At 68.1% G+C, this 21,094-nt stretch carries 24 protein-coding genes and 2 tRNA genes; 13 read left to right on the top strand and 13 right to left on the bottom strand.

Annotation, left to right across the window (positions count from 1 at the left end):
• Positions 1–1,723: DEAD/DEAH box helicase (locus DW306_RS07575; RefSeq protein ID WP_136055007.1), on the bottom strand; the 1,723-nt coding region annotated here is incomplete at its 3' end.
• 65 nt (positions 1,724–1,788) lie between these two features.
• Complete coding sequence (locus DW306_RS07570) at positions 1,789–3,501, bottom strand: long-chain-fatty-acid--CoA ligase (RefSeq protein ID WP_240747108.1); 1,713 nt, start codon at positions 3,499–3,501, stop codon at positions 1,789–1,791.
• A 56-nt stretch (positions 3,502–3,557) separates the two neighbouring features.
• Here DW306_RS07570 and gatC point away from each other — a divergent pair, with 56 nt between their 5' ends.
• The 6 genes from gatC to DW306_RS07540 all read left to right on the top strand — a co-directional run bounded on the left by gatC (position 3,558) and on the right by DW306_RS07540 (position 9,144).
• Positions 3,558–3,857, top strand: coding sequence for an Asp-tRNA(Asn)/Glu-tRNA(Gln) amidotransferase subunit GatC (gene gatC, locus DW306_RS07565; RefSeq protein ID WP_136054997.1), 300 nt, complete (start codon positions 3,558–3,560; stop codon positions 3,855–3,857).
• The gene (gene gatA / locus DW306_RS07560; protein WP_136054996.1) at positions 3,854–5,371 is read left to right on the top strand and encodes an Asp-tRNA(Asn)/Glu-tRNA(Gln) amidotransferase subunit GatA; all 1,518 of its coding nucleotides are present in this window, start codon (positions 3,854–3,856) and stop codon (positions 5,369–5,371) included. The genes gatC and gatA overlap by 4 nt, the downstream gene beginning before the upstream one ends.
• The gene (gene gatB, locus DW306_RS07555; protein WP_136054995.1) at positions 5,371–6,885 is read left to right on the top strand and encodes an Asp-tRNA(Asn)/Glu-tRNA(Gln) amidotransferase subunit GatB; all 1,515 of its coding nucleotides are present in this window, start codon (positions 5,371–5,373) and stop codon (positions 6,883–6,885) included. Before gatA ends, gatB begins: the two co-directional genes overlap by 1 nt.
• An 82-nt stretch (positions 6,886–6,967) precedes the next feature.
• Complete coding sequence (gene dinB / locus DW306_RS07550; RefSeq protein ID WP_136054994.1) at positions 6,968–8,224, top strand: DNA polymerase IV; 1,257 nt, start codon at positions 6,968–6,970, stop codon at positions 8,222–8,224.
• Between the two features lie 37 nt (positions 8,225–8,261).
• Positions 8,262–8,579, top strand: a complete 318-nt coding sequence (locus DW306_RS07545) for a hypothetical protein (RefSeq protein WP_136054993.1) — start codon at positions 8,262–8,264, stop codon at positions 8,577–8,579.
• Entirely contained in the window at positions 8,563–9,144 is a 582-nt protein-coding gene (locus DW306_RS07540; protein ID WP_136054992.1) for a hypothetical protein, read from the top strand. The genes DW306_RS07545 and DW306_RS07540 overlap by 17 nt, the downstream gene beginning before the upstream one ends.
• Positions 9,145–9,147: 3 nt before the next feature.
• Here the strand turns inward: DW306_RS07540 and DW306_RS07535 are convergent, their stop codons facing one another.
• The 6 genes from DW306_RS07535 to orn form a co-directional block, all read right to left on the bottom strand.
• Positions 9,148–9,648: a DUF2017 family protein gene (locus tag DW306_RS07535; protein WP_136054991.1), complete on the bottom strand. Its 501-nt coding sequence runs from the start codon at positions 9,646–9,648 to the stop codon at positions 9,148–9,150.
• Positions 9,645–9,941, bottom strand: a complete 297-nt coding sequence (clpS, locus tag DW306_RS07530; RefSeq protein WP_136054990.1) for an ATP-dependent Clp protease adapter ClpS — start codon at positions 9,939–9,941, stop codon at positions 9,645–9,647. Before clpS ends, DW306_RS07535 begins: the two co-directional genes overlap by 4 nt.
• A complete protein-coding gene (locus DW306_RS07525) occupies positions 9,938–10,285 on the bottom strand; it encodes a metallopeptidase family protein (RefSeq protein WP_136054989.1) in 348 nt (115 codons plus the stop codon). The genes clpS and DW306_RS07525 overlap by 4 nt, the downstream gene beginning before the upstream one ends.
• Positions 10,286–10,327: 42 nt before the next feature.
• Positions 10,328–10,957 (bottom strand): LysE family transporter, encoded by a 630-nt coding sequence (locus DW306_RS07520; RefSeq protein WP_136054988.1) that lies wholly within the window; start codon positions 10,955–10,957, stop codon positions 10,328–10,330.
• A 77-nt stretch (positions 10,958–11,034) separates the two neighbouring features.
• Positions 11,035–11,110: transfer RNA gene (locus DW306_RS07515), tRNA-His, on the bottom strand.
• Between the two features lie 36 nt (positions 11,111–11,146).
• Entirely contained in the window at positions 11,147–11,773 is a 627-nt protein-coding gene (orn, locus tag DW306_RS07510; RefSeq protein WP_136054987.1) for an oligoribonuclease, read from the bottom strand.
• Positions 11,774–11,831: 58 nt separating this feature from the next.
• On the opposite strand from orn, the gene DW306_RS07505 reads away from it, so the two are divergent.
• Positions 11,832–11,903, top strand: a tRNA-Arg gene (locus tag DW306_RS07505).
• A 50-nt stretch (positions 11,904–11,953) separates the two neighbouring features.
• Here DW306_RS07505 and DW306_RS07500 read toward each other — a convergent pair.
• Positions 11,954–12,223, bottom strand: a complete 270-nt coding sequence (locus tag DW306_RS07500; protein ID WP_136054986.1) for a hypothetical protein — start codon at positions 12,221–12,223, stop codon at positions 11,954–11,956.
• A gap of 204 nt (positions 12,224–12,427) precedes the next feature.
• On the opposite strand from DW306_RS07500, the gene DW306_RS07495 reads away from it, so the two are divergent.
• From DW306_RS07495 to DW306_RS07475, 5 genes are all read left to right on the top strand, one after another.
• Positions 12,428–12,967, top strand: coding sequence for a single-stranded DNA-binding protein (locus DW306_RS07495; RefSeq protein ID WP_136054985.1), 540 nt, complete (start codon positions 12,428–12,430; stop codon positions 12,965–12,967).
• A 75-nt stretch (positions 12,968–13,042) separates the two neighbouring features.
• A complete protein-coding gene (locus DW306_RS21490) occupies positions 13,043–13,540 on the top strand; it encodes a hypothetical protein (protein WP_205814116.1) in 498 nt (165 codons plus the stop codon).
• A gap of 63 nt (positions 13,541–13,603) precedes the next feature.
• The gene (gene ettA / locus DW306_RS07485) at positions 13,604–15,283 is read left to right on the top strand and encodes an energy-dependent translational throttle protein EttA (RefSeq protein WP_136054984.1); all 1,680 of its coding nucleotides are present in this window, start codon (positions 13,604–13,606) and stop codon (positions 15,281–15,283) included.
• Positions 15,283–15,759 carry a thioesterase family protein gene (locus DW306_RS07480; RefSeq protein WP_136054983.1) on the top strand — a complete coding sequence of 159 codons (477 nt, stop codon included), beginning with the start codon at positions 15,283–15,285 and terminating at the stop codon, positions 15,757–15,759. Before ettA ends, DW306_RS07480 begins: the two co-directional genes overlap by 1 nt.
• Before the next feature lie 109 nt (positions 15,760–15,868).
• Positions 15,869–16,243, top strand: a complete 375-nt coding sequence (locus DW306_RS07475; protein ID WP_136054982.1) for an HNH endonuclease signature motif containing protein — start codon at positions 15,869–15,871, stop codon at positions 16,241–16,243.
• Here the strand turns inward: DW306_RS07475 and DW306_RS07470 are convergent.
• On the bottom strand, positions 16,240–17,124 hold the full coding sequence (locus DW306_RS07470) for an acyl-CoA thioesterase II (protein ID WP_136054981.1): 885 nt from the start codon (positions 17,122–17,124) through the stop codon (positions 16,240–16,242). The genes DW306_RS07475 and DW306_RS07470 overlap by 4 nt on opposite strands.
• Positions 17,125–17,174: 50 nt before the next feature.
• Between DW306_RS07470 and DW306_RS07465 the strand changes: the two genes are divergently transcribed.
• The gene (locus tag DW306_RS07465) at positions 17,175–17,840 is read left to right on the top strand and encodes a hypothetical protein (RefSeq protein WP_136054980.1); all 666 of its coding nucleotides are present in this window, start codon (positions 17,175–17,177) and stop codon (positions 17,838–17,840) included.
• A gap of 41 nt (positions 17,841–17,881) precedes the next feature.
• On the opposite strand, the gene DW306_RS07460 is transcribed toward DW306_RS07465, so the two are convergent.
• From DW306_RS07460 to DW306_RS07450, 3 genes are read right to left on the bottom strand one after another with little or no spacing between them, the layout of a single operon-like run.
• On the bottom strand, positions 17,882–19,540 hold the full coding sequence (locus DW306_RS07460; RefSeq protein ID WP_136054979.1) for an FAD-binding dehydrogenase: 1,659 nt from the start codon (positions 19,538–19,540) through the stop codon (positions 17,882–17,884).
• A complete protein-coding gene (locus tag DW306_RS07455; RefSeq protein WP_342670841.1) occupies positions 19,537–20,028 on the bottom strand; it encodes a globin in 492 nt (163 codons plus the stop codon). The genes DW306_RS07460 and DW306_RS07455 overlap by 4 nt, the downstream gene beginning before the upstream one ends.
• The gene (locus DW306_RS07450; RefSeq protein WP_136054977.1) at positions 19,983–21,053 is read right to left on the bottom strand and encodes a mechanosensitive ion channel domain-containing protein; all 1,071 of its coding nucleotides are present in this window, start codon (positions 21,051–21,053) and stop codon (positions 19,983–19,985) included. Before DW306_RS07450 ends, DW306_RS07455 begins: the two co-directional genes overlap by 46 nt.
• Positions 21,054–21,094 lie beyond the last annotated feature (41 nt).

Raw genomic sequence — 21,094 nt, 5'->3', positions numbered from 1 at the left:
CGCGGTCCGCACCGTCGCGCGGTCCGCTGCGGCGCGCGCCGGGGCCGCGGTCGGGCTTGATCTCGATCAGACGGCCGGAGATGCGCGTGTCGCGCAGCTTCTCCAGCACGGCCGGGCTGAGGTTGGCGGGCAGCTCGACGGTCGAGAAGTCGGGACGGATGTTGATCACGCCGAAGTCGTCGCGACCGAGGCCGCCTTCGTTCGCGAGAGCGCCGACGATCTGGCGCGGCTCGACGCGGTGACGCCGGCCGACCTCGATGCGGTACGCCGTGTAGTCGCCGCGGCCGCGACGCTCCGTGCGCGGCTCGCGTGCGTCACGGGTGCCGCGCTCGCGAGGCGGCCGGTTGTCCGCCGCCACCGCCTTGGTCAGCGGATCGTTCGCGGGGTCGAGGAGCAGCGGCTTGTCGCCCTGTGCGACGACCGCCAGCGCAGCGGCGACATCGCCCTCGGGAACATCGTGGTGGCGCACGTAGTGGGCGACGATGTCGCGGAAGGCCTCGATGCGACTCGTCTCCGACAGGGCGGTGGTGATCGCGTCGTCGAAGCGGTTGAGACGCGTCGTGTTCACGTCTTCCGTGCTCGGGAGTTCCATCTGCGCGGGCTGCTGACGGGTCGCCTTCTCGATGTGCTTGAGCAGGTAGCGCTCGCGCGGGGTGATGAAGCTGATGGCATCCCCCGAGCGTCCGGCGCGGCCGGTGCGACCGATGCGGTGCACGTACGACTCGGTGTCGGTGGGGATGTCGAAGTTGATGACGTGGCTGATGCGCTCGACGTCGAGGCCGCGGGCGGCGACATCGGTGGCGACGAGGATGTCGAGCTTGCCGTCCTTCAGCTGATTGACGCTGCGCTCGCGCTGCACCTGTGCGACGTCGCCGTTGATGGCTGCGGCCGAGTATCCCCGGGCGCGGAGCTTCTCGGCGAGCGTCTCGGTCTCGTTCTTGGTGCGGACGAAGACGATCATGCCGTCGAAGTTCTCGACCTCGAGGATGCGGGTGAGCGCGTCGACCTTCTGCGCGTACGACACCACGAGGTAGCGCTGCGTGATGTTCGTGCCGGTCGCGGTCTTCGACTTGATGCTGATCTCTTCGGGCTCGCGCAGGTATTTCTGCGCAAGGCGTCGGATCTGCGGCGGCATGGTCGCGGAGAAGAGGGCGACCTGCTTCTCGGACGGGGTCTGCGCGAGGATCTGCTCCACATCCTCCGCGAAGCCCATCTTCAGCATCTCGTCGGCCTCGTCGAGCACGAGGTACTTCAGCTCGGAGAGGTCGAGCGTGCCCTTGGCGAGGTGGTCCATGATGCGACCAGGCGTGCCGACGATCACGTGCACACCGCGGCGGAGTGCCGACAGCTGCACGCCGTAGCCCTGGCCGCCGTAGACGGGGAGGACGTGGACGCCCTTCATCTTCGAGGCGTAGGACTCGAACGCTTCGCAGACCTGCAGGGCGAGCTCGCGCGTCGGCGCCAGCACGAGAGCCTGCGGGATCTTCTGCGACACATCGAGGCGCTCGAGCACGGGGAGCGCGAACGCCGCGGTCTTGCCCGTTCCCGTCTGCGCCTGGCCCACGACGTCGCGGCCGGAGAGGAGAGTCGGGATGGTCGCGGCCTGGATCGGCGATGGCGTCTCGTAGCCGAGATCCTTGATCGCTTTGAGGACGGGCCCGGTGATGCCGAGCTCCTCGAATCCGGGGGTCGCGGGGGAGTCCTCGGGGGCGTCGGTCAGCACTGCATCTTCAGGAGTCACTTCCCAAGGGTAGCGCCCCGGCCGTCTCGCCGCCTGTGAGGGCGTCCTCAGGAGCCCGTGGTCAGTGCGACCAGCTTCTCCTTCACCTGGCGGCGCAGCACCTTGCCGATCAGCGACTTCGGCAGTTCGTCCACCACGAAGATGCGCCGCGGCACCTTGTACGGGGTGAGGATGCTGCGGGCGAACTCGCGGATCGCCTCGACGTCGACGTCCGTGGAGCCGTCGACCACGATCGCCGCGACGACCTCCTCGCCGGAATGCTCGCTCGGAAGACCGACGACCGCGGCGTCCGCCACCTGGGGATGCTGGCGCAGGGCGTTCTCGACCTCGGTCGGTGCGACGTTGAAGCCGCCGGTGATGATCAGTTCCTTGATGCGATCGACGATCCGGATGAAGCCCGCCTCGTCGATCGTGACGATGTCGCCGGTGCGGAACCACCCGTCGATGAACACGGCATCCGTCTCCTCCGGCTTGCCGTAGTAGCCCGCGAAGACCTGCGGTCCGCGCACGACGAGCTCTCCGGGAGAGCCGTCCGGGACGTCTGCCGTCGGGTTCTCCGGGTCGACGACTCGGCATTCGGTGCCGGGAAGAGGCAGGCCCACCGTGCCGGGCACGCGGTGCGCTGCGACCGGGTTGGCCATCAGCACCGGGGAGCACTCGCTCAGTCCGTAGCCTTCGACGAGGTAGCCGTGCGTGGCTTCCTCGAACGGCACGACGAGCTCGTGCGGAAGGGCCATCGCGCCGGAGATCGCCACTTCGATCCCGTCGAGCGACACGCCCTTGGCCCGGGCGGCGGCGAGCAGCCGGTCGGCGATGGGCGGAACGAGAGGAAGGAACGTCGCCGGGTGCTTCTTCACGACCTCGAGCACGAGATCGGGATCGAACTTCGGGAACAGTACGAGGCGGGCGCCCATCGACATCGCGAACGTGAGACAGAGCGTGAGGCCGTACGCGTGGAACATCGGCAGCACCGCGTAGACGACGCACCCCTTTCCGCGCTGGATCGACGGCACCCAGGCTTTCGCCTGCGCCGCGTTCGCGAGCAGATTCCGGTGGGTGAGCGATGCCCCCTTCGGGGTGCCGGTGGTGCCGGACGTGTACTGGATGATCGCGAGGTCGTCCGTCGACGGCTTCGGATGCGATGCGGGGATCGGTGCGGCACCGACGAGCGAATCCCAGGTGACCGTGCCGCGCACCTTCTCTGTGAGCGCTGCCCGGGACTCCCGGGCCTTGGCGACCGGAAGTCGCAGCGCGACTCGCGTGACGAAGGGCATCGCCCGCGTCACGTCGACCGACACGAGACTCGTGACGGCGAGATCGGCCGGGAACTCCTGCACAGTGCTCACGACCTTGTTCCACACGATCGCGTGCTTCGCGCCGTGGTCCTCGAACTGCTTGCGCAGCTCGCGCGGCGTGTACAGCGGATTGTGCTCGACCACGACGGCGCCGAGGCGGAGCACGGCGTAGAACGCGACGATGTGCTGCGGGCAGTTCGGCAACACGATCGCCACCGGATCGCCCGCCCGGACGCCGAGATCACGGAGGCCGGCAGCGGCACGGTCGATCGCGTCCTGGAGCTGGGCGTAGCTGGTCTCCCTGCCGAAGAACTGCAGGGCGGGGGCTTCCGGGTAGTCGCGGGCGGACGCTGCGACGATGTCGATCAGCGAACCCTCGACGGGTGCGAGGTCTTCCGGGACTCCGGCGGCATAGCTGGCGACCCATGGGCGAGGAGGCTGGAACTGGCTCACGTGCCCAAGCATAAGGGCGAGGGTCCGCGCGGGAGGGGACGCGCGAGGACGCCAACTAGACTGGGGACGTGTCTGAAATCACCCCTGATCTCGTGCGCCATCTCGGCGTGCTCGCGCGTATCCAGCTGAACGACGACGAGGTGACGCGGCTCACGGGCCAGCTCGATGCCATCGTCGACAACATCGCCAAGGTGTCGGAGGTCGCGACCGCCGACGTCGTCGCGACGAGTCACCCGATTCCGCTGAGCAATGTCTTCCGTCCCGACGTGGTGGGGGAGACCCTCACGCACGAGCAGGTGCTGCAGAACGCTCCGGATGCTGCCGACGGCCGCTTCCGCGTCACCGCGATCCTGGGAGAAGAGCAGTGAGCGACCTCATCCGCCTGACCGCCGCGGAGCTCGCGGACAAGCTGACCTCTCGCGAGATCTCGAGCGTGGAGGCCACGCAGGCGCACCTCGACCGCATCGCGGCCGTCGACGGCGATGTGCACGCCTTCCTGCACGTGAACGAGGGCGCTCTGGCGGCGGCCGAGGCCATCGACGCCCGGCGCGCAGCGGGGGAGCAGCTGGGTCCGATCGCGGGTGTCCCGCTGGCGATCAAGGACGTGCTCGTCACCGACGATCAGCCCACCACGAGCGGATCCCGCATCCTCGAGGGCTACCGTTCGCCGTACGACGCGACCGTCGTCGCCCGCTCGCGTGCGGCCGGCCTCATCCCGCTCGGCAAGACCAACATGGACGAGTTCGCGATGGGCTCCTCGACGGAGCACTCCGCGTACGGCCCCACCCGCAACCCGTGGGACCTCGACCGGATCCCCGGCGGCTCCGGCGGAGGCTCCGCGGCCGCTGTGGCCGCATTCGAGGCGCCTCTGGCTCTCGGCTCCGACACCGGCGGCTCGATCCGCCAGCCCGCGCACGTCACGGGTACGGTCGGCGTCAAGCCCACCTACGGCGGCGTGAGCCGCTACGGGGCGATCGCCCTGGCGTCGAGCCTGGACCAGGTCGGTCCCGTCACCCGCACGGTGCTCGACGCCGGCCTCCTGCACGACGTCATCGGCGGATATGACCCGAAGGACTCCACGTCGCTCCGCGATGCCTGGCCTTCTTTCGCGGATGCCGCTCGCGAGGGTGCCCGCGGCGACGTGCTCAAGGGCCTCAAGGTCGGCGTCATCCGGGAGCTGCCCGACAGCGGCTTCCAGCCCGGTGTCGCCGCTTCGTTCCGCAGCGCTCTCGCGCTGATGGAGGCGCAGGGCGCCGAGATCGTCGAGATCGGTGCGCCGCACTTCGAGTACGGCGTGGCGGCGTACTACCTGATCCTTCCGGCCGAGGCTTCCAGCAACCTGGCGAAGTTCGACTCCGTCCGTTTCGGTCTGCGCGTCACGCCCGACGGCAACCCGACGGTCGAAGACGTGATGTCCGCGACCCGCGACGCCGGGTTCGGCGACGAGGTCAAGCGCCGCATCATCCTCGGCACGTACGCGTTGTCGGCCGGCTATTACGACGCCTACTACGGCAGCGCGCAGAAGGTCCGCACGCTGATCCAGCAGGACTTCGCCAACGCCTTCGCCGACGTCGACGTCATCGCGACGCCGTCGGCTCCCACGACGGCGTTCAAGATCGGCGAGAAGATCGACGACCCTCTGCAGATGTACCTGAACGACGTCACGACCATTCCCGCGAACCTCGCCGGCGTCCCGGGCATCTCGATCCCGAGCGGCCTCGCCGAGGAGGACGGGCTGCCGGTCGGCATCCAGTTCCTGGCACCCGCTCGCGAGGACGCTCGCCTCTACAAGGTCGGGGCGGCGCTCGAGACCGTGCTGCTCGACACCTGGGGAGCTCCGCTCCTCACCCGCGCACCCCAGCTGACCGGAGGAACCCGCTGATGGCCACCGCCAAGCTCATGGACTTCGACAAGGCGCTCGAGCTGTTCGAGCCGGTCCTCGGTTTCGAGGTGCACGTCGAGCTCAACACGAACACGAAGATGTTCTCTGACGCGCCGAACCCGGCCAACGAGAAGTACCACGCCGCCGAGCCGAACACGCTCATCGCGCCGGTCGACCTCGGCCTGCCGGGATCCCTGCCGGTGGTCAACGAGACCGCCATCCGCTCGTCGATCAGCCTCGGACTCGCTCTCGGCTGCTCGATCGCCGAGTCGAGCCGGTTCGCCCGCAAGAACTACTTCTATCCGGACCTCGGCAAGAACTACCAGATCTCCCAGTACGACGAGCCGATCGCCTTCGAGGGCTCCGTCGAGGTAGAGCTCGAGGACGGCACGGTGGTGACGATCCCGATCGAGCGCGCGCACATGGAGGAGGACGCCGGCAAGCTCACCCACATGGGCGGGGCGACCGGGCGGATCCAGGGAGCCGAGTACTCGCTCGTCGACTACAACCGCGCCGGTGTGCCGCTGGTCGAGATCGTCACGAAGGTGATCACCGGGACCGAGCACCGCGCTCCGGAGGTCGCCAAGGCGTACGTTCAGACGATCCGCGACATCGTCCGCGGTCTCGGCATCTCCGAGGCCCGGCTCGAGCGCGGCAACCTGCGCTGCGATGCGAACATCTCGCTCCGTCCGCGCGGCACCGAGAAGCTCGGCACGCGCACCGAGACGAAGAACGTGAACTCGATGCGCTCGGTCGAGCGCGCCGTCCGGTACGAGATCCAGCGCCAGGCGCAGATCCTCGCCGACGGCGGCACGATCACGCAGGAGACCCGGCACTGGCACGAAGACACCGGCACCACCTCGCCGGGGCGGCCGAAGTCGGATGCCGATGACTACCGGTACTTCCCGGAGCCCGACCTGCTCCCTGTCGAACCGGCCGCTGAGTTGATCGAAGAACTGCGTGCGGCCCTGCCCGAGCAGCCCGTCGCGCGACGTCGTCGTCTGATGACCGAGTGGGGCTTCACCGACCTCGAGTTCCAGGACGTGCGCAACAACGGCGTCCTCGAAGAGGTCGCGGCCACGATCGCCGCGGGCGCGACGCCGGCGACTGCGCGCAAGTGGTGGACGGGCGAGATCTCCCGCCTCGCGAACGCCCAGGAGAAGGATGCCGCCGAGCTGATCAGCCCCGAGAACGTCGTGGCGCTGCAGCAGCTCATCGACGCGGGAACGCTCACCGACAAGCTGGCACGGCAGGTGCTCGAAGGCGTCATCGCGGGGGAGGGAACCCCTCAGGAGGTCATCGACGCGCGCGGCCTCGCCGTCGTCTCCGACGATGGCGCGCTGATCGCCGCCATCGACGAGGCCTTCGCCGCGCAGCCCGACGTGCTCGCCAAGATCAAGGACGGCAAGGTGCAGGCCGCCGGTGCCGTGATCGGCGCTGTCATGAAGGCGATGAAGGGCCAGGCCGACGCCGCGCGCGTCCGCGAGCTCATCCTCGAGCGCGCCGCGCAGTAGCTTCGCCGAAGGGCTCAGGAGGCCGGCAGGCCTGCTGAGCCCCTCGGGGCGCCGCGTCTGAGGTCCGGGAGAGAATGGACACATGGGACACGGCGACGGCAGAGGGCAGATCACATCCGCCACCGACGCCGATGACACGGGGACCCGCATCCTGCACGTCGACATGGACGCGTTCTATGCGGCGGTCGAGGTCCTCGACGACCCGAGTCTGCGCGGTCTCCCGCTGATCATCGGCGCACCCGACGGTCGTTCCGTCGTATCCAGTGCCTCCTACGAGGCCCGTCGCTATGGGGTGCATGCAGCGATGCCGGTGGCGCAGGCGCTGCGGCTCTGCCCGTCGGCGCGCATCGTGCTGCCGCACTTCCACCGGTATCAGGAGGTCTCGCGGCAGGTGATGGCGATCTTCGAGTCGTTCACGCCGCTGGTCGAGCCGCTGTCGGTCGACGAGGCCTTCCTCGACGTGCAGGGCGTCCGGCGGCTGTGGGGGAGCCCCGCGCGGATCGCCGGACTCATCCGTGAGCGCGTGCTCGACGAGGTGGGGATCACCTGCAGTGTGGGCGTCGCAGCCACGAAGCACGTGGCCAAGATGGCCTCGACGATCGCGAAGCCAGACGGAATGCTGGTGGTCTCTGCCGCCGACACCCTCGACTTCCTGGCGTCGCGCCCCGTGCGGGCGATGTGGGGCGTGGGGCCGAAGGCCGCCGAGGCGCTGGAAGCCCGCGGCATCCGCACCATCAAGGACATCCGGGAGTCCTCGCCGGAGATGCTCGAGCGTGCTGTCGGTCCGGCGCTCAGCGGTCGCCTCGCACAGCTCGCACGGGGAGAGGATCCTCGTACGGTCGAGACCGAGCGCATCGAGAAGAGCATCGGCCATGAGGAGACCTTCGACCATGACATCCTCGACCGGGCGTTCCTCCGTGCGGAACTGCTTCGCCTCGGCGATCGGGTCGCGGCGCGGCTGCGACGTGCGGAGTGGGAAGCGGGGACCGTCTCGATCAAGGTGCGCTTCGACGACTTCCGCACGCTGAACCGCTCCCAGACGCTGAGCGAGCCGTCTGCCGTCGGACAGCGGATCGGAGAGGCCGCGCAGACGCTCTTCGAGCAGATCGAGCGTCGCGATCCCGTCCGTTTGCTGGGAGTCCGTGCGGAGAACCTGCGACCCGCCGGCGGCGGGGGCCTCGGGCTCTGGGACGACGACGAGGACTGGCGAAAGGTCGAGGGAGCCGTCGATGAAGCCGTCGCGAGATTCGGCACCGCCACGATCAGTCGGGCACGCCACATCGGTCGAGGCGACGGACGAGGGGCCGCGCAGCATCCGAAAGCCCACGGCGTCGATTGACCGCGCGCGTCGGCGAATCGTGGGCTAGCGTGGGACCATGCCGAACATTGCACTGGAACTGGGAAATCAGATCGCGTCCTTCGGCGTGAAGAGCGCGTACGGCGAGCCGCAGGATGTCGACGGAGTGAGCATCACCCCGGTGTCGCTCACCTACTCCGGTTTCGGCGGCGGCAGCGCGGAAGGCGGCGAGGGCGGTGGCGGCGGCGGCGTCTCCATCCCGGTCGGCGTGTACGTGCGTCGCGAAGAGGGTCTGCGGTTCGAGCCGAACATCGTCACCCTGCTCGCCGTGGCTGTGCCCTTCGTCTGGGTCACCGGACGGGCTCTCTCGCGCATCATCCGTGCACTCAAGAAGTGACGATCCGGTCGGGGCAGCTCTCGACCACGCCGCGGCGCTGATCGCTCAGGACGTCGTCGCGCTGGCGGCGGCGAATCCGGTCGTGCTGATCGATGGCCGGAGCGGGGCGGGCAAGTCGTCTCTCGCCGCGCGCCTCGCCGCGCGCTGGCCCCTTGTCGGTCGGGTCCAGCTGATCGCGCTGGATTCGCTGTACCCGGGCTGGGACGGGCTCGATGCCGGCGTCGAGCGGGCGCTCGACGGGATCCTCCGTCCGCATGGCCGCGGATACCTCGGCACCTGGCGGCGTTGGGACTGGTCGCAGGAGTCGGAGGCCGAGAGCCACGCCGTCGACCCGTCGCTCGGTGTCATCGTCGAGGGCAGCGGGCTCCTGACACCGGCGACCGTCGGGCTCGGAGACGTGCGCATCTGGGTGGAGTCGGCCGAGACCGGGCGCAAGGCGCGCGCTCTTGCGCGCGACGGCGAGACCTATCGTCCGCATTGGGATCGCTGGGCGGCGCAGGAGCGCGTCCACGTGGAGCGGGACGACCCTCGCGCTCTTGCGACGCGGGTCGTCGACGTCCCCTAGCCGCTATCGGCCTCGGCGCTCGTCCAGCTCGTCGGCTGCCTGGATCAGCAGTTCGAGACGATAGCCGAGCCAGTCGTAGATGTCGCCACGGCCGTCTTCATGGGTCTGGTCGTCCTCGGTGATCCCGAGCCGATCGGCGATGACCAGGCGGATAGCGGTGAGCGTGCGCATCCACGCGTCGAGATCGTCCTCGGCGATGACGAGATCTCGAGGCGCCAGCGCCTCATCCTCGGACAGCGGCTCCACGTCGACGTCGAACGGTGCGAGCGCAGTGCGGACGGTCAATGCATCTGTGAGTCTGCGATCGAGAAGATCGTCGCGGGTGCTCTCGGCGAACGCCCTGGCCGCATCCTGATCGTCGGGATAGGCGCTGGGTGTCAGTCGCTGCACGGCGGAGTCGTCGGTCTCGCGCTCGGCGAGCAGATCACGGAAATCGTCCACGAGTCGTGCGAGATGCACACCCTCCAGGACGGCGATGGACAGGACCACGTCGCGAGCACTCATCCGGACGCCTTCCGCACCGTCGCCCACAGGCCGTAGTCGTGCATCGCCTGAGCGTGGACCTCCATGGTCTCGCGGGGGCCGGTCGCGACGATGGCGTGTCCGTCCTGATGGACGGCGAGCATGAGGGCTGTCGCGCGCTCGACGGAGTATCCGAAATAGGTCCGGAATACGCGGACGACGTAGCTCATGAGGTTCACGGGGTCGTTCCAGACGACGACCTCCCATGGCTCGAGCGGAGCGGCGCTGAGATCGGTGACCTCCTCGAGATCCGGGATCGCGACGGGAGTGCTCATGCCCAGCCCATCTCATGGAGCTGCTCATCGTCGAGACCGTAGAAGTGCGCGATCTCGTGCACGAGAGTGGTGTGGATCTCGTCGCGAAGCTCCGACTCGGTCTCGCACTCCGCCAGGTGAGGTTCGCGGAACAGCACGATGCGATCGGGGAGCTCGCCCATGCCGTACTGGGTGCGTTCGGTCAGAGCGAGGCCGTCATACAGCCCGAGGAGATCGAGGGTGCCGTCCTCCGGGCGATCCTCCACGACGAACACGACGTTCTCCAGCCCGTCGACCATGTCGTCGGGCAGCTGGTCGAGCTCGTCGATCACGAGCGCCTCGAAGGCTGCGGCATCCATGTCCATCGTCTCCAGCCTAGGGGCGGAGGCCGAGACCGGACGGTTGCGTCAATGCAGGAAGACGAGCAGCGCGGCGACGGCGATGAAGAGCACGCCGAACACGGCGTTGAGGATGCGCTGACCACGCACCGACCGAGTCAGCCGACGGAAAGGACGGGCGGCCGCGGCGAAGAATCCCCACATGACGATCACGTCGACGATGACCACGGTCGCGATGAGGGTGAGGTACTGCGGAAGGGGAGGCTCGTCGAGTCGGATGAACTGGGGGATGAAGGCGAGGAAGAAGACGATCGCCTTCGGATTGAGCAGGTTCACCCAGAATCCGCGTCGGATCATCGACCAGTGGCTCTCTCGAGAATCAACGGGCGCCACCGTGTCATCCGCGATCTCGGACGGCTTCGCCAGGATCAGCCGGATGCCGAGGAAGACGAGATATGCGGCGCCGGCATAGCGGATGGCCGTGAACAGGAAGTCCGAACGCGAGACCAGGAGTCCGACTCCGGCCGCCACGATCGCCACGTGCACGATGAGGGCGATCTGCTGGCCGACGATGCCCCAGATGGAACGTCTCCACCCCTGGTTGAGCGCGTTCGACATCGTGTTGATCGCGCCGGCACCGGGCGTGAAGCTGATGACGACGGAGGCGGTGAGGAGAGAGAACCAGACCGCGAGTGACACGCTTTCAGTCTAGAGCGCAGGGGAGAGGCCGCCGACACGCAGAAGAGGCCCGAACCTGACGATTCGGGCCTCTTCACTGGGGTGAGTAACGGGACTCGAACCCGCGACATCCGGCACCACAAGCCAGCGCTCTACCAGCTGAGCTATACCCACCATGTGCCCACCGGAGCGGGCAACCAGATGAGTCTATTACATGTTGGGGGTGAACTCCGACACGGTACGGGCGGCGATGTCGCGCGCATCGTCGCTCGAAGGGCCGGGCTCATCGACGAACACAGCCTCGCGGTAGTAGCGCAGCTCGCGAATCGACTCGAGGATGTCTGCGAGGGCCCGGTGGCCACCATCTTTCGACGGCGCCTGGAAGAACACTCGGGGGTACCAGCGGCGGGAGAGCTCCTTGATGCTGGACACATCGACGTTGCGGTAGTGCAGCCACTGGTCGACCTGGGGCATGTACTTCGCGAGGAACATGCGGTCGGTGCCGATCGTGTTGCCCGCGAGTGGTGCCTTGCGCTCGAGCGGCACGAATCGTCTGATGTACGCGAGCGTCTGTGCTTCGGCCTCATCGAGGGATACGCCGTGCGGAATCTCCTCGATGAGCCCGGACTTCTCGTGCATCTTGGTGACGAAGTCGTTCATGTGGGCAAGGGCCGTGTCGTTCGGACGGATCACGATCTGAAAGCCCGGATCGATGGGGCGCAGCTCGAAATCGGTGATCACGACGGCGATCTCGACGAGCTCATCGACCGCGAGATCGAGCCCCGTCATCTCGCAGTCGATCCATACGAGACGATCGTTCTCCGACGCAGTTACCATTCCGCCATACTATCGACGGGCCCGACATCGGCTGCCGAGGGCGATACTCTAGACGTACGCCTTCGTAGCTCAGAGGAAGAGCAGCGGCCTTCTAATCCGCCGGTCGCAGGTTCGAATCCTGCCGGGGGCACACGACTCTTTCCGTGCATCCGTCTGCACTCCCTCGGCACGTGACGTCGTCTACGAGTAGCGGAGCGCAGCGACCGCATCGTCGGGTCGCCAGAACTCGCCGACGAGGCGGAAGGTGCCGGTCGCGAGGTGCAGACGCTCGGCGCGATAGCGGAGGCCCAGCGGGTCGGCCACGATGCGGAGGTGGCCCAGAAGCCGCTCCGTGCGGTCTTGCACGCGCCAGAGGTGATCGGCTGCGCGGACGAGGTGTTCGCGCGGGGAGGAGAGCCGAGGCGTCGCGTACGGCACCTCGGGCAGATAGGTGGTCAGGCTGTCGGACATCGGAACTCCTTTCTGATTCGAACATATGACCGACCACCGACATTCCCTCGACGGTGCTCCGTGGGAGGACTCCAGAACAGTTCCTGCACCGGAGCGGATCTGCCATTTCCCTCCACAGCTCGCGTGTTTCCGGCGTTCGGGACTCCGTGAGAGGGAGCACGCTGGGGCGACCCGAGCAATCGACTCGGAATCGAGAGGACTGACATGAACGACACCGTGACAATCGTGGGAAGAGTCGCCACCGACCCGACGCAGGGTCAGACCGGGGGAGGAGACCCGGTCACGAACTTCCGGCTGGCGAGCACCCATCGCCGATTCGACAACGCGACGCAGTCCTGGACGGACTCCGACACGAACTGGTTCTCGGTCGCGGCGTTCCGGCAGCTCGGCGAACACGCCAAGGCCTCGCTGCGAACCGGCGACAGCGTCATCGTGACCGGTCGTCTCCGGATCCGCACGTGGGAGAGCAACGGCAAGCAGGGCACGAGCGTCGACATCATCGCCGAAGCCATCGGACACGATCTGCGCTGGGGGACCACGGCCTTCCTACCCCGGAGTCGAACGACGAATGCCGCAGCCTCCGGGTCGGCGCCGGATCAGCGGACGGCCGACCCGGACGACGCTGCGCACCCCGACGACGATGCGCAGGACGATGCGGACGGCGACGGCGAGCTGTCCGACCTCGACCTGTCCTGGGCGGAAGCGCCGGCCGGCAGTGCGGGCGCGCCCGTCACGGTGCACTGAGAGATCCCGCACCCGGACGGAGCACGGACCGGTCGGCGTGGCGGTGTGTGCGTCTCCGACCCGTAGACTCGGCACGTGCTTCGTCGACCGGTCTCTGCGGCGCCCCGTACGGCCGCCTCTCTCGTGGCTCTCGCAGCCGCGCTGCTCGCGCTCTCCGCCTGCGGGCCCGGTCCGGAGGTGTCCGTTTCGCCGTCGGCAGAGGCCCCGCCGTCCCCGGACTCCACGGCACCCGCGGCGCCGGAGCTGCTGCCGGACGGGACCGCCGAGGACAACCTCCCGGTCTTCACGAGCGTCTCTGAATCGGTGTGGGCGACGGACCAGCGAGGAGTGGGTCGCGCATACATCGACGCTCTGATCGCGGCGGGGTTCGACCGGGCGGACATGCAGGTGACGCAGGACGTCTCCACCGTCGGCAACACGGCGGAGAGCCTGCTGTTCTCGGTGCGATGGGGTGACGACGAGTGCCTCGTCGGCCAGGTCGGACCATCGATCGGCCAGGTCGTCACCGCGGTGATGCCGCAGTTGGCAGAAGGACGCTGCCTCGTCGGCACCACTCGTCCCATCGACTGGTGACACAGCAGAGGGCCGGTAGGCTGGAGTGTCGATCTTCGACGCCAACAGAAGGAGCGGTTTTCGGTGGCTGAGTACATCTACTCGATGGTGCGTGCACGCAAGGCAGTGGGCGAGAAGCTCATCCTGGACGACGTCACCATGGCATTCCTTCCCGGCGCCAAGATCGGCATGGTGGGTCCGAACGGCGCCGGAAAATCGACGATCCTCAAGATCATGGCGGGCCTCGACACGCCGTCGAACGGCGAGGCGAAGCTGTCTCCCGGTTTCACGGTCGGCATCCTCATGCAGGAGCCCGAGCTCGACGAGTCGAAGACGGTGATCGAGAACATCCAGGACGGCATCGCCATCAAGGCGAAGGTCGACCGCTTCAACGAGATCTCCGCGCTCATGGCCGATCCCGACGCCGACTTCGACGCGCTTCTCGAAGAGATGGGCGGGCTCCAGGAGGAGATCGACGCCGCAGACGGGTGGGACCTCGATTCGCAGCTCGACCAGGCGATGGACGCACTGCGCACTCCGCCGGCCGATGCAGCCATCGCACCGCTCTCGGGTGGAGAGAAGCGCCGCGTGGCTCTCGCCAAGCTTCTGCTCCAGAAGCCCGACCTGCTGCTGCTCGACGAGCCCACCAACCACCTCGACGCGGAGAGCGTGCTCTGGCTCGAGCAGCACCTCCAGGCCTACAAGGGCGCCGTGATCGCGATCACCCACGACCGGTACTTCCTCGACCACGTCGCCGAGTGGATCGCCGAGGTCGACCGCGGTCGTCTCATCGGCTACGAGGGCAACTACTCGACCTACCTGGAGAAGAAGGGCGAGCGCCTCGAGGTCCAGGGCAAGAAAGACGCGAAGCTCGCCAAGCGCCTCAAGGAGGAGCTCGAGTGGGTGCGCTCCAGCGCGAAGGGTCGCCAGACCAAGTCCAAGGCCCGTCTCGCCCGCTACGAGGAGATGGCCACGGAGGCGGAGCGGACTCGGAAGCTGGACTTCGACGAGATCCAGATCCCGGCGGGCCCGCGACTGGGCGGCATCGTCATCGACGCGAAGAAGCTGCACAAGGGCTTCGACGACCGCGTGCTGATCGACGGTCTCAGCTTCAACCTGCCCCCGAACGGCATCGTCGGCGTGATCGGACCGAACGGTGTGGGTAAGACCACGCTGTTCAAGACGATCGTCGGACTCGAGCCGCTCGACGGCGGCGACCTCAAGATCGGTGAGACGGTCAAGATCAGCTACGTCGACCAGTCGCGCGCGAACATCGACCCGAACAAGACGCTGTGGGAGGTCGTGTCCGACGGGCTCGACTACATCCAGGTCGGCAAGACCGAGATCCCGTCGCGCGCCTACGTCTCGAAGTTCGGCTTCAAGGGTCCCGACCAGCAGAAGAAGGCCGGTGTGCTCTCCGGTGGTGAGCGCAACCGACTCAACCTCGCTCTCACGCTGAAAGAGGGCGGCAACCTGCTGCTCCTCGACGAGCCCACCAACGACCTCGACGTCGAGACCCTGAGCTCGCTCGAGAACGCACTGCTCGAGTTCCCCGGCTGCGCCGTGGTCATCACCCACGACCGGTGGTTCCTCGACCGCATCGCGACGCACATCCTCGCCTACGAGGGCACCGACGAGAACCCCGGCCAGTGGTACTGGTTCGAGGGCAACTTCGAGGCCTACGAGGAGAACAAGGTCGATCGCCTCGGTCCGGACGCCGCGAAGCCGCACCGTTCCACTCACCGGAAGCTCACGCGCGACTGATGTCCGCGCCGCGCCTCCACATCCCGATCCACCTCCGCTGGGGCGATCTGGATGCGTTCAACCACGTCAACAACACCTCGATGCTCAAGCTGCTCGAGGAGGCACGGGTGCGGGCGTTCTGGCGCGCCGGCCCCGGGGAAGACGCGCCGACCACGGCCGTGCTCGACTCCGGGATCGACGAAGGCATCCTGACCCTCATCGCGCGTCAGGAGATCGAGTATCTGGCGCCCGTGCCCTACCAGCGCCGTCCGCTCGAGGTGCAGATGTGGTTCGGAAAGCTCGGCGGCTCGAGCGTCGAGGTCTGCTACGAGGTCCACAACGATCCCGCGGCCGAACCACGGACCATCTACGCCCGATCCACCGCCATCATCGTCCTCGTCGACGCCGCGAGCGGCCGCCCGACCCGACTGACGCAGGAGATGCGCGACGCCTGGGAGCCCTTCGTCGGCCCGTCGATCGAGTACGCCCACCGCTGAGCCTCCGCACACCCGTGACGCCCATGACCGCGCGTGTCCGCTGACGGACTCCTCCGCCACGCGGCAGGAGGTCGGGGGAGACCGCTGGTCGGCGCGGTACCGTCGAGCCGTGCCCACACGACGCAGGTTCCCCGCAGCCGGACCGTCGAAGGCTGCGCGGGCCCGATACGCGAAGCGCCGCAAAGGCCGGCTGGACCGCGTGGACAACGACCTCACCGCTTCACAGTGGGTCGATATCGTGGCCGCTTGGGGAGGGTGCGCCTACTGTCGTTCACACGATGATGGCCGGCTTCAGCGCGACTGCGTCATGCCCATCTCGCGCGGCGGGCGTTACACGATCGAGAATGTCGTGCCCGCCTGCGCTTCGTGCAACGCCAGCAAGAGCAACAGCGAGGTCACCGCGTGGCTTCGACGGAAGAAGCTCGACGAGCGCGACTTCCTGCTTCGCTACGCGACCATCCTCCGCGCGCTCCTGGCGGATTAGGCCTCCGGCACCCGGATCATGATCTCCTGCGCCACGCTGGCGACGAGACCGCCCTCGCGCGAGTAGATGCGCCCCGTCGCGAGGCCGCGACCGCCGCGTGCGTTCGGCGACTCCTGGACGTAGAGCAGCCACTCGTCCACACGCGCCGGGCGATGCCACCACATCGCATGGTCGAGACTCGCCACCTTGAGCCCGGGCATCGCCCAGTAGACGCCGTGAGCGCGCAGGATCGACTCCTGGATCGTCATGTCGCTCAGGTAGGCGAGCGCAGCGCGGTGCAGCCTCTGATCGTCGGGGAGGGGAGCGCGCAGACGCATCCAGACCGCCTGCCTGGCGACGTGCGCGTCATCGCTCGGCAGGTAGAGCGGGTGATCGACGTGCCGGATGTCGGCGGCTCGCTCGCTCAGCATCCGCGCCGTCCCGTCCGGGAGGCCCTGCACCCTGTCCTCGTCCGGCGCGAGATCCTCCGGCGCCGGGATTCCGTCGGGCATCGGCTCGGCGTGCTCCACACCCGGATCGTGGTCCTGGAACGACGCGATCATCGAGAAGATCGGCACTCCGTTCTGGTAGGCCTGCGAACGCCGCGTCGAGAAGGATCGCCCGTCGTGGATGCGGTCCACGGCGATCGTGATCCCCTGGCCGGCGTCTCCCGGCCGCAGGAAGTAACCGTGCATCGAGTGGACGGCGCGGTCCTCGGGCAACGTGCGCTCCGCCGCGATGAGACTCTGCGCGAGGACCTGACCGCCGTAGATCCGACCGCTCGGCATGGGATGCGAGGCCCCGGTGAAGATGTCCTCGGTGGTACGGGCCTGCGTGAAGTCGAGATCGAGCACCTCGAGCAGCCGCTCGACGGTCTGGACGGCGTGGTCTTCCGGGCTCATCGATTCCTCTCCGCGACCGTGGGCACCGGTCCGTTGGTAGTTTAGAACGCGTGCCGCATCACCTCCTCCTCGCCGACGCCGACACGGCGAAAGACGTCCTCACGTTCGTCGGGCGGGCGACGAGGATCACGGATGACGGAGTGCGGCTCCAGGCGTCGAACGGCGTCCTGGCGCTGACGACGGCCGCTCTCGCGCCGCATGGCCTGTTCGACAACACCCCGACCGTTCTCGCGATGCGCATCGTGCACGCCGACCCCGAACTCGAATGCGACATCGTCGTCGACCAGCTCACCGCATCGGACGATCCGCTGCGCCTGAACCTTCCCGAGACGGGTCTCTCGCCGGCGTGGGCGGGCATAGCGCCTCCTCGAGGGGACTGGAAGCCGGAATCGGCCCTCCCCGCCGCCATGGTCGCACAGCGCGCCCAGTGGGGCATCTCCGCCGTCGCACGCGGGGCCACACCGGGCTCAGGCGAAGAGGCGGTCCGCGCACTCCGTGCGGCGATCTGGGGCGAACCGGACGACGAGCTCGACGGCCTTCCCCGAGGTATCGCCTTCGCCGCCGACGCGATGGGTTTCATCTCCGGAGAGGAGGACGTCCCCGTGATGCGCTCAGGACGATGGTCTCGCCTGGCATTCCGCCGCGGGCACGTCCTCGCACGCGGACCGGTGGCATCCGGCCTGACGGCCGTCCGCGACACGCGCGCCGCCGGCTGACCCGATTCGGTTATCGCGTTCTCGGGCCCGTCGCGCCGCGCTCAGCGTGAGGCCGCGCGGCCGGCCTGTCGACCCGAGAAGAGGCAGCCACCGAGGAACGTGCCCTCCAGCGCGCGATACCCGTGCACACCGCCACCACCGAACCCGCTGGCTTCGCCGGCCGCAAACAGACCAGAGATCGGCTCGCCGCTGGCATCGAGCGCCCGGCCGTCCAGGTCGGTATTGATACCGCCCAGCGACTTCCGGGTGAGCACATGCAGCTTGACGGCCACGAGAGGGCCGGCGGCCGGGTCCTGCAGACGATGCGGGGCGGCCGTGCGGATGAGCTTGTCGCCGCGATAGGTCCGCATCGACCGCAGCATCCCGATCTGGGCGTCCTTGGTGAAGTCGTTGTCCATCTCGCGATCGCGGGCGACGACCTCGCGGCGGACGTTGTCGATGTCGAGCAGCTCCCCGCCCGGATGCTGCCGCATCTGCTCGAGAAGCGACTCCAGGTCGCTCTCGACGATGAAGTCCTCGCCCTCGTCGAGGAACGCCTGCACCGGTCCGGTCGGCCCCTTGGCGAGGCGGGACTTGAGCAGCAGCCCGACGTCCTTGCCGGTGAGGTCGGGATTCTGCTCGCTGCCGGAGAGGGCGAACTCCTTCTCGACGATGCTCCGCGACGTCACGAACCACGAGTGATCGTGCCCTGTCGTTCGCAGGTGCGCGAGCGTGCCGAGCGTGTCGAAGCCGGGGAACAGCGGTACCGGGAGGCGCTTGCCGGTGGCGTCGAGCCAGAGCGATGACGGCCCCGGCAGGATGCGGATGCCGTGCGACGGCCACACCGGATCCCAGTTCGTGATGCCTTCGACGTAGTGCCACATCCGGTCGCCGTTGATCAGACGTGCTCCGGCGGCTGCGCTGACGCCGTGCATGGAGCCGTCCACGTACGCCGGGACACCGGTGAGCATGTGCTCGGGCGGGGTGCCGAGCCGCGAAGGCCACGCCGCGCGGACGAGGTCGTGGTTCCCGCCGATGCCGCCGGACGAGACGATCGTGGCTCCCGCGCCGATCTCGAAGTCGCCGATCACGTCGCGCGACGATTCGACGCCCCGAACGGCACCGCTCGTCGCCAGCACTTGGCCGCGCGCGCCGGTCACCGTACCGTCCGTGACGACGAGTTCGGAGACGCGGTGGCGGGGGAGAACCGTGAGCCGCCCTTCGCGCTCGCCCTGCTCGACGGCAGCCGCGAACGGCGCGACGATTCCGGGACCGGTTCCCCAGGTGATGTGGAAGCGCGGCACGGAGTTGCCCGGTCCGAGAGCCCCGTATCCGCCGCGTTCGGCCCAGCCGACCACGGGGAAGAATCCGACACCGCGCTCGCGCAGCCAGGAGCGCTTCTCCCCGGCGGCGAACTGCAGATAGGCGTCCGCCCAGCGCTTCGGCCACTCGTCCTCCGGACGGTCGAACGCGGCATTGCCGAACCAGTCCTGTGTCGCGAGCTCGAGCGAGTCCTTGATCCCCATCCGCCGCTGCTCGGGCGAATCGATGAAGAACAGACCGCCGAACGACCACCAGGCCTGCCCGCCGAGGTTCGTGCGCGGCTCCTGGTCGACGATGATGACGCGACGCCCTGCCTCGAGGGCCTCGGCGGCGGCGACCAGCCCCGACAGCCCCCATCCGATCACCAGGACATCTGCGGACAGGGGCGTCGTCGTCATGAGGTCTCCGTTGATTCCTGACGTGATCGGGTCTCGAGCGTCGGGCGCCCGCCAGAGGTGGTGCCGATGCCCGACGGCTCCATGGTGTTCACCATGGCATAGGCCGCGCGCTCCAGGTAGTCCCAGAGCGTCGTTTCGTGGAGCGGCGACAACTGCGCCTCGTCCACAGCGGTCCGCATGTGACGGAGCCAACGATCGCGGGCGTCCGGATCGACGCGGAACGGCATGTGCCGCATGCGAAGGCGAGGATGGCCGCGTGTGTCGCCATAGGTGGTTGGGCCGCCCCAGTACTGCTCGAGGAACATCAGCAGCCGCTGCTCGGCCGGACCGAGATCATCCTCGGGATACATCGGCTTCAGCACCGGATCCAGGGCCACTTCGCGATAGAAGACCGAGACGATCTTCGCGAACGTCTCGTGCCCTCCCACCTCGTCGTAGAACGTCACTTCTGGGGGCTCCCGTCGTCGGTCTGCTTCTTCCGCCGCCAGATGCCGCGGTCGGGAATGACCGGCACGCCCGTGACCGCATTCGGACGGGTGCGGGGCGGATTCGCTCCGCGGACGCGACGCGCGCCGTCGAGCCCCGTCGGCACGACATCGACCAGGCTGGGCACGGCGATGCCCTTCTCGAGCAGGGCGGTGCGGAGCCGCCGGCGCAGCTCCTGCGCCACATCGTCCTTCGCGTTCGCGCGCGTCTTGACGACCACGCGGACGACCAGCGCATCGCCGCCGATCGACTCGAGGCCCCAGAGCTCGGGCTTCTCGACGATGCGCGTGCGCCACTTGGGGTCCTTCGCGAGCCCCTGCGCCGTCTCCAGCATCGTGTGCTCGACCTGTTCCAGGTCGGAGTCGGCGGGCACGCCGATGTCGATGATGGTGCGTGCCCATCCCTGGGACATGTTCCCGATGCGGGTGACCTCGCCGTTGCGCACGTACCAGAGCGTGCCGTTGACATCTCGCACCTGCGTGATGCGCACGCTGACGTACTCGACCACGCCGCTCGCGAGACCGAGATCGACGACGTCGCCGATGCCGATCTGGTCCTCCGCGACGATGAACATGCCGTTCAGCACGTCCTTGACGATGTTCTGCGCCCCGAAGCCGAGACCGGCGCCGACGGCCGCGGTGAGGAGCGTCAGGGAGCCGAGGAGTCCCGGCGAGAGGGCACTGACGACGAGCACGAGCGCGATCACGACGAGCATCACGTTCACGATGTTCTGCAGGATCGAGCCGAGCGTGCGCGTGCGCTGGACCAGCCGCATGTCGGCGAGCGGCGATCGTTCGAGGGCCTGCGTGTCGTCGACGGCGGCCTTGTTCTTCGCGGTGTCGACGATGCGGTGCACGACGCGGCGGATGACGACGCGCAGGATGAAGCCGATCACGATGCAGCTGACGATGATGATCGCGACGGTGAGCGCCTTCATGCCGACTTTGCCGAGAAGGACGAGCAGGTCCGTCCACCAGACGGGAAGAACGACAGCGGGCGGATCAGTGGTTTCGAAGGGGATCATCATCACCCCCGATCCTAGCGATCAGGCCTCTGCGCGGGCTGGGT

It is taken from the genome of Microbacterium sp. K24 (genome assembly GCF_004794465.1).
GTDB lineage: Bacteria > Actinomycetota > Actinomycetes > Actinomycetales > Microbacteriaceae > Microbacterium.
Note: the sequence above shows the minus strand (reverse complement) of the source record. Positions and strands in the feature narration are given on the sequence as shown.

Coding starts and splice junctions, on each gene's coding strand:
- DW306_RS07570 (WP_240747108.1), bottom strand. CDS start 3,501: ATGCTTGGGCACGTGAGCCAGTTCCAGCCTCCTCGCCCATGGGTCGCC.
- gatB (WP_136054995.1), top strand. CDS start 5,371: ATGGCCACCGCCAAGCTCATGGACTTCGACAAGGCGCTCGAGCTGTTC.
- dinB (WP_136054994.1), top strand. CDS start 6,968: ATGGGACACGGCGACGGCAGAGGGCAGATCACATCCGCCACCGACGCC.
- DW306_RS07545 (WP_136054993.1), top strand. CDS start 8,262: ATGCCGAACATTGCACTGGAACTGGGAAATCAGATCGCGTCCTTCGGC.
- DW306_RS07535 (WP_136054991.1), bottom strand. CDS start 9,648: ATGAGTGCTCGCGACGTGGTCCTGTCCATCGCCGTCCTGGAGGGTGTG.
- clpS (WP_136054990.1), bottom strand. CDS start 9,941: ATGAGCACTCCCGTCGCGATCCCGGATCTCGAGGAGGTCACCGATCTC.
- DW306_RS07525 (WP_136054989.1), bottom strand. CDS start 10,285: ATGGACATGGATGCCGCAGCCTTCGAGGCGCTCGTGATCGACGAGCTC.
- orn (WP_136054987.1), bottom strand. CDS start 11,773: ATGGTAACTGCGTCGGAGAACGATCGTCTCGTATGGATCGACTGCGAG.
- DW306_RS07500 (WP_136054986.1), bottom strand. CDS start 12,223: ATGTCCGACAGCCTGACCACCTATCTGCCCGAGGTGCCGTACGCGACG.
- DW306_RS07495 (WP_136054985.1), top strand. CDS start 12,428: ATGAACGACACCGTGACAATCGTGGGAAGAGTCGCCACCGACCCGACG.
- DW306_RS07480 (WP_136054983.1), top strand. CDS start 15,283: ATGTCCGCGCCGCGCCTCCACATCCCGATCCACCTCCGCTGGGGCGAT.
- DW306_RS07470 (WP_136054981.1), bottom strand. CDS start 17,124: ATGAGCCCGGAAGACCACGCCGTCCAGACCGTCGAGCGGCTGCTCGAG.
- DW306_RS07460 (WP_136054979.1), bottom strand. CDS start 19,540: ATGACGACGACGCCCCTGTCCGCAGATGTCCTGGTGATCGGATGGGGG.
- DW306_RS07450 (WP_136054977.1), bottom strand. CDS start 21,053: ATGATGATCCCCTTCGAAACCACTGATCCGCCCGCTGTCGTTCTTCCC.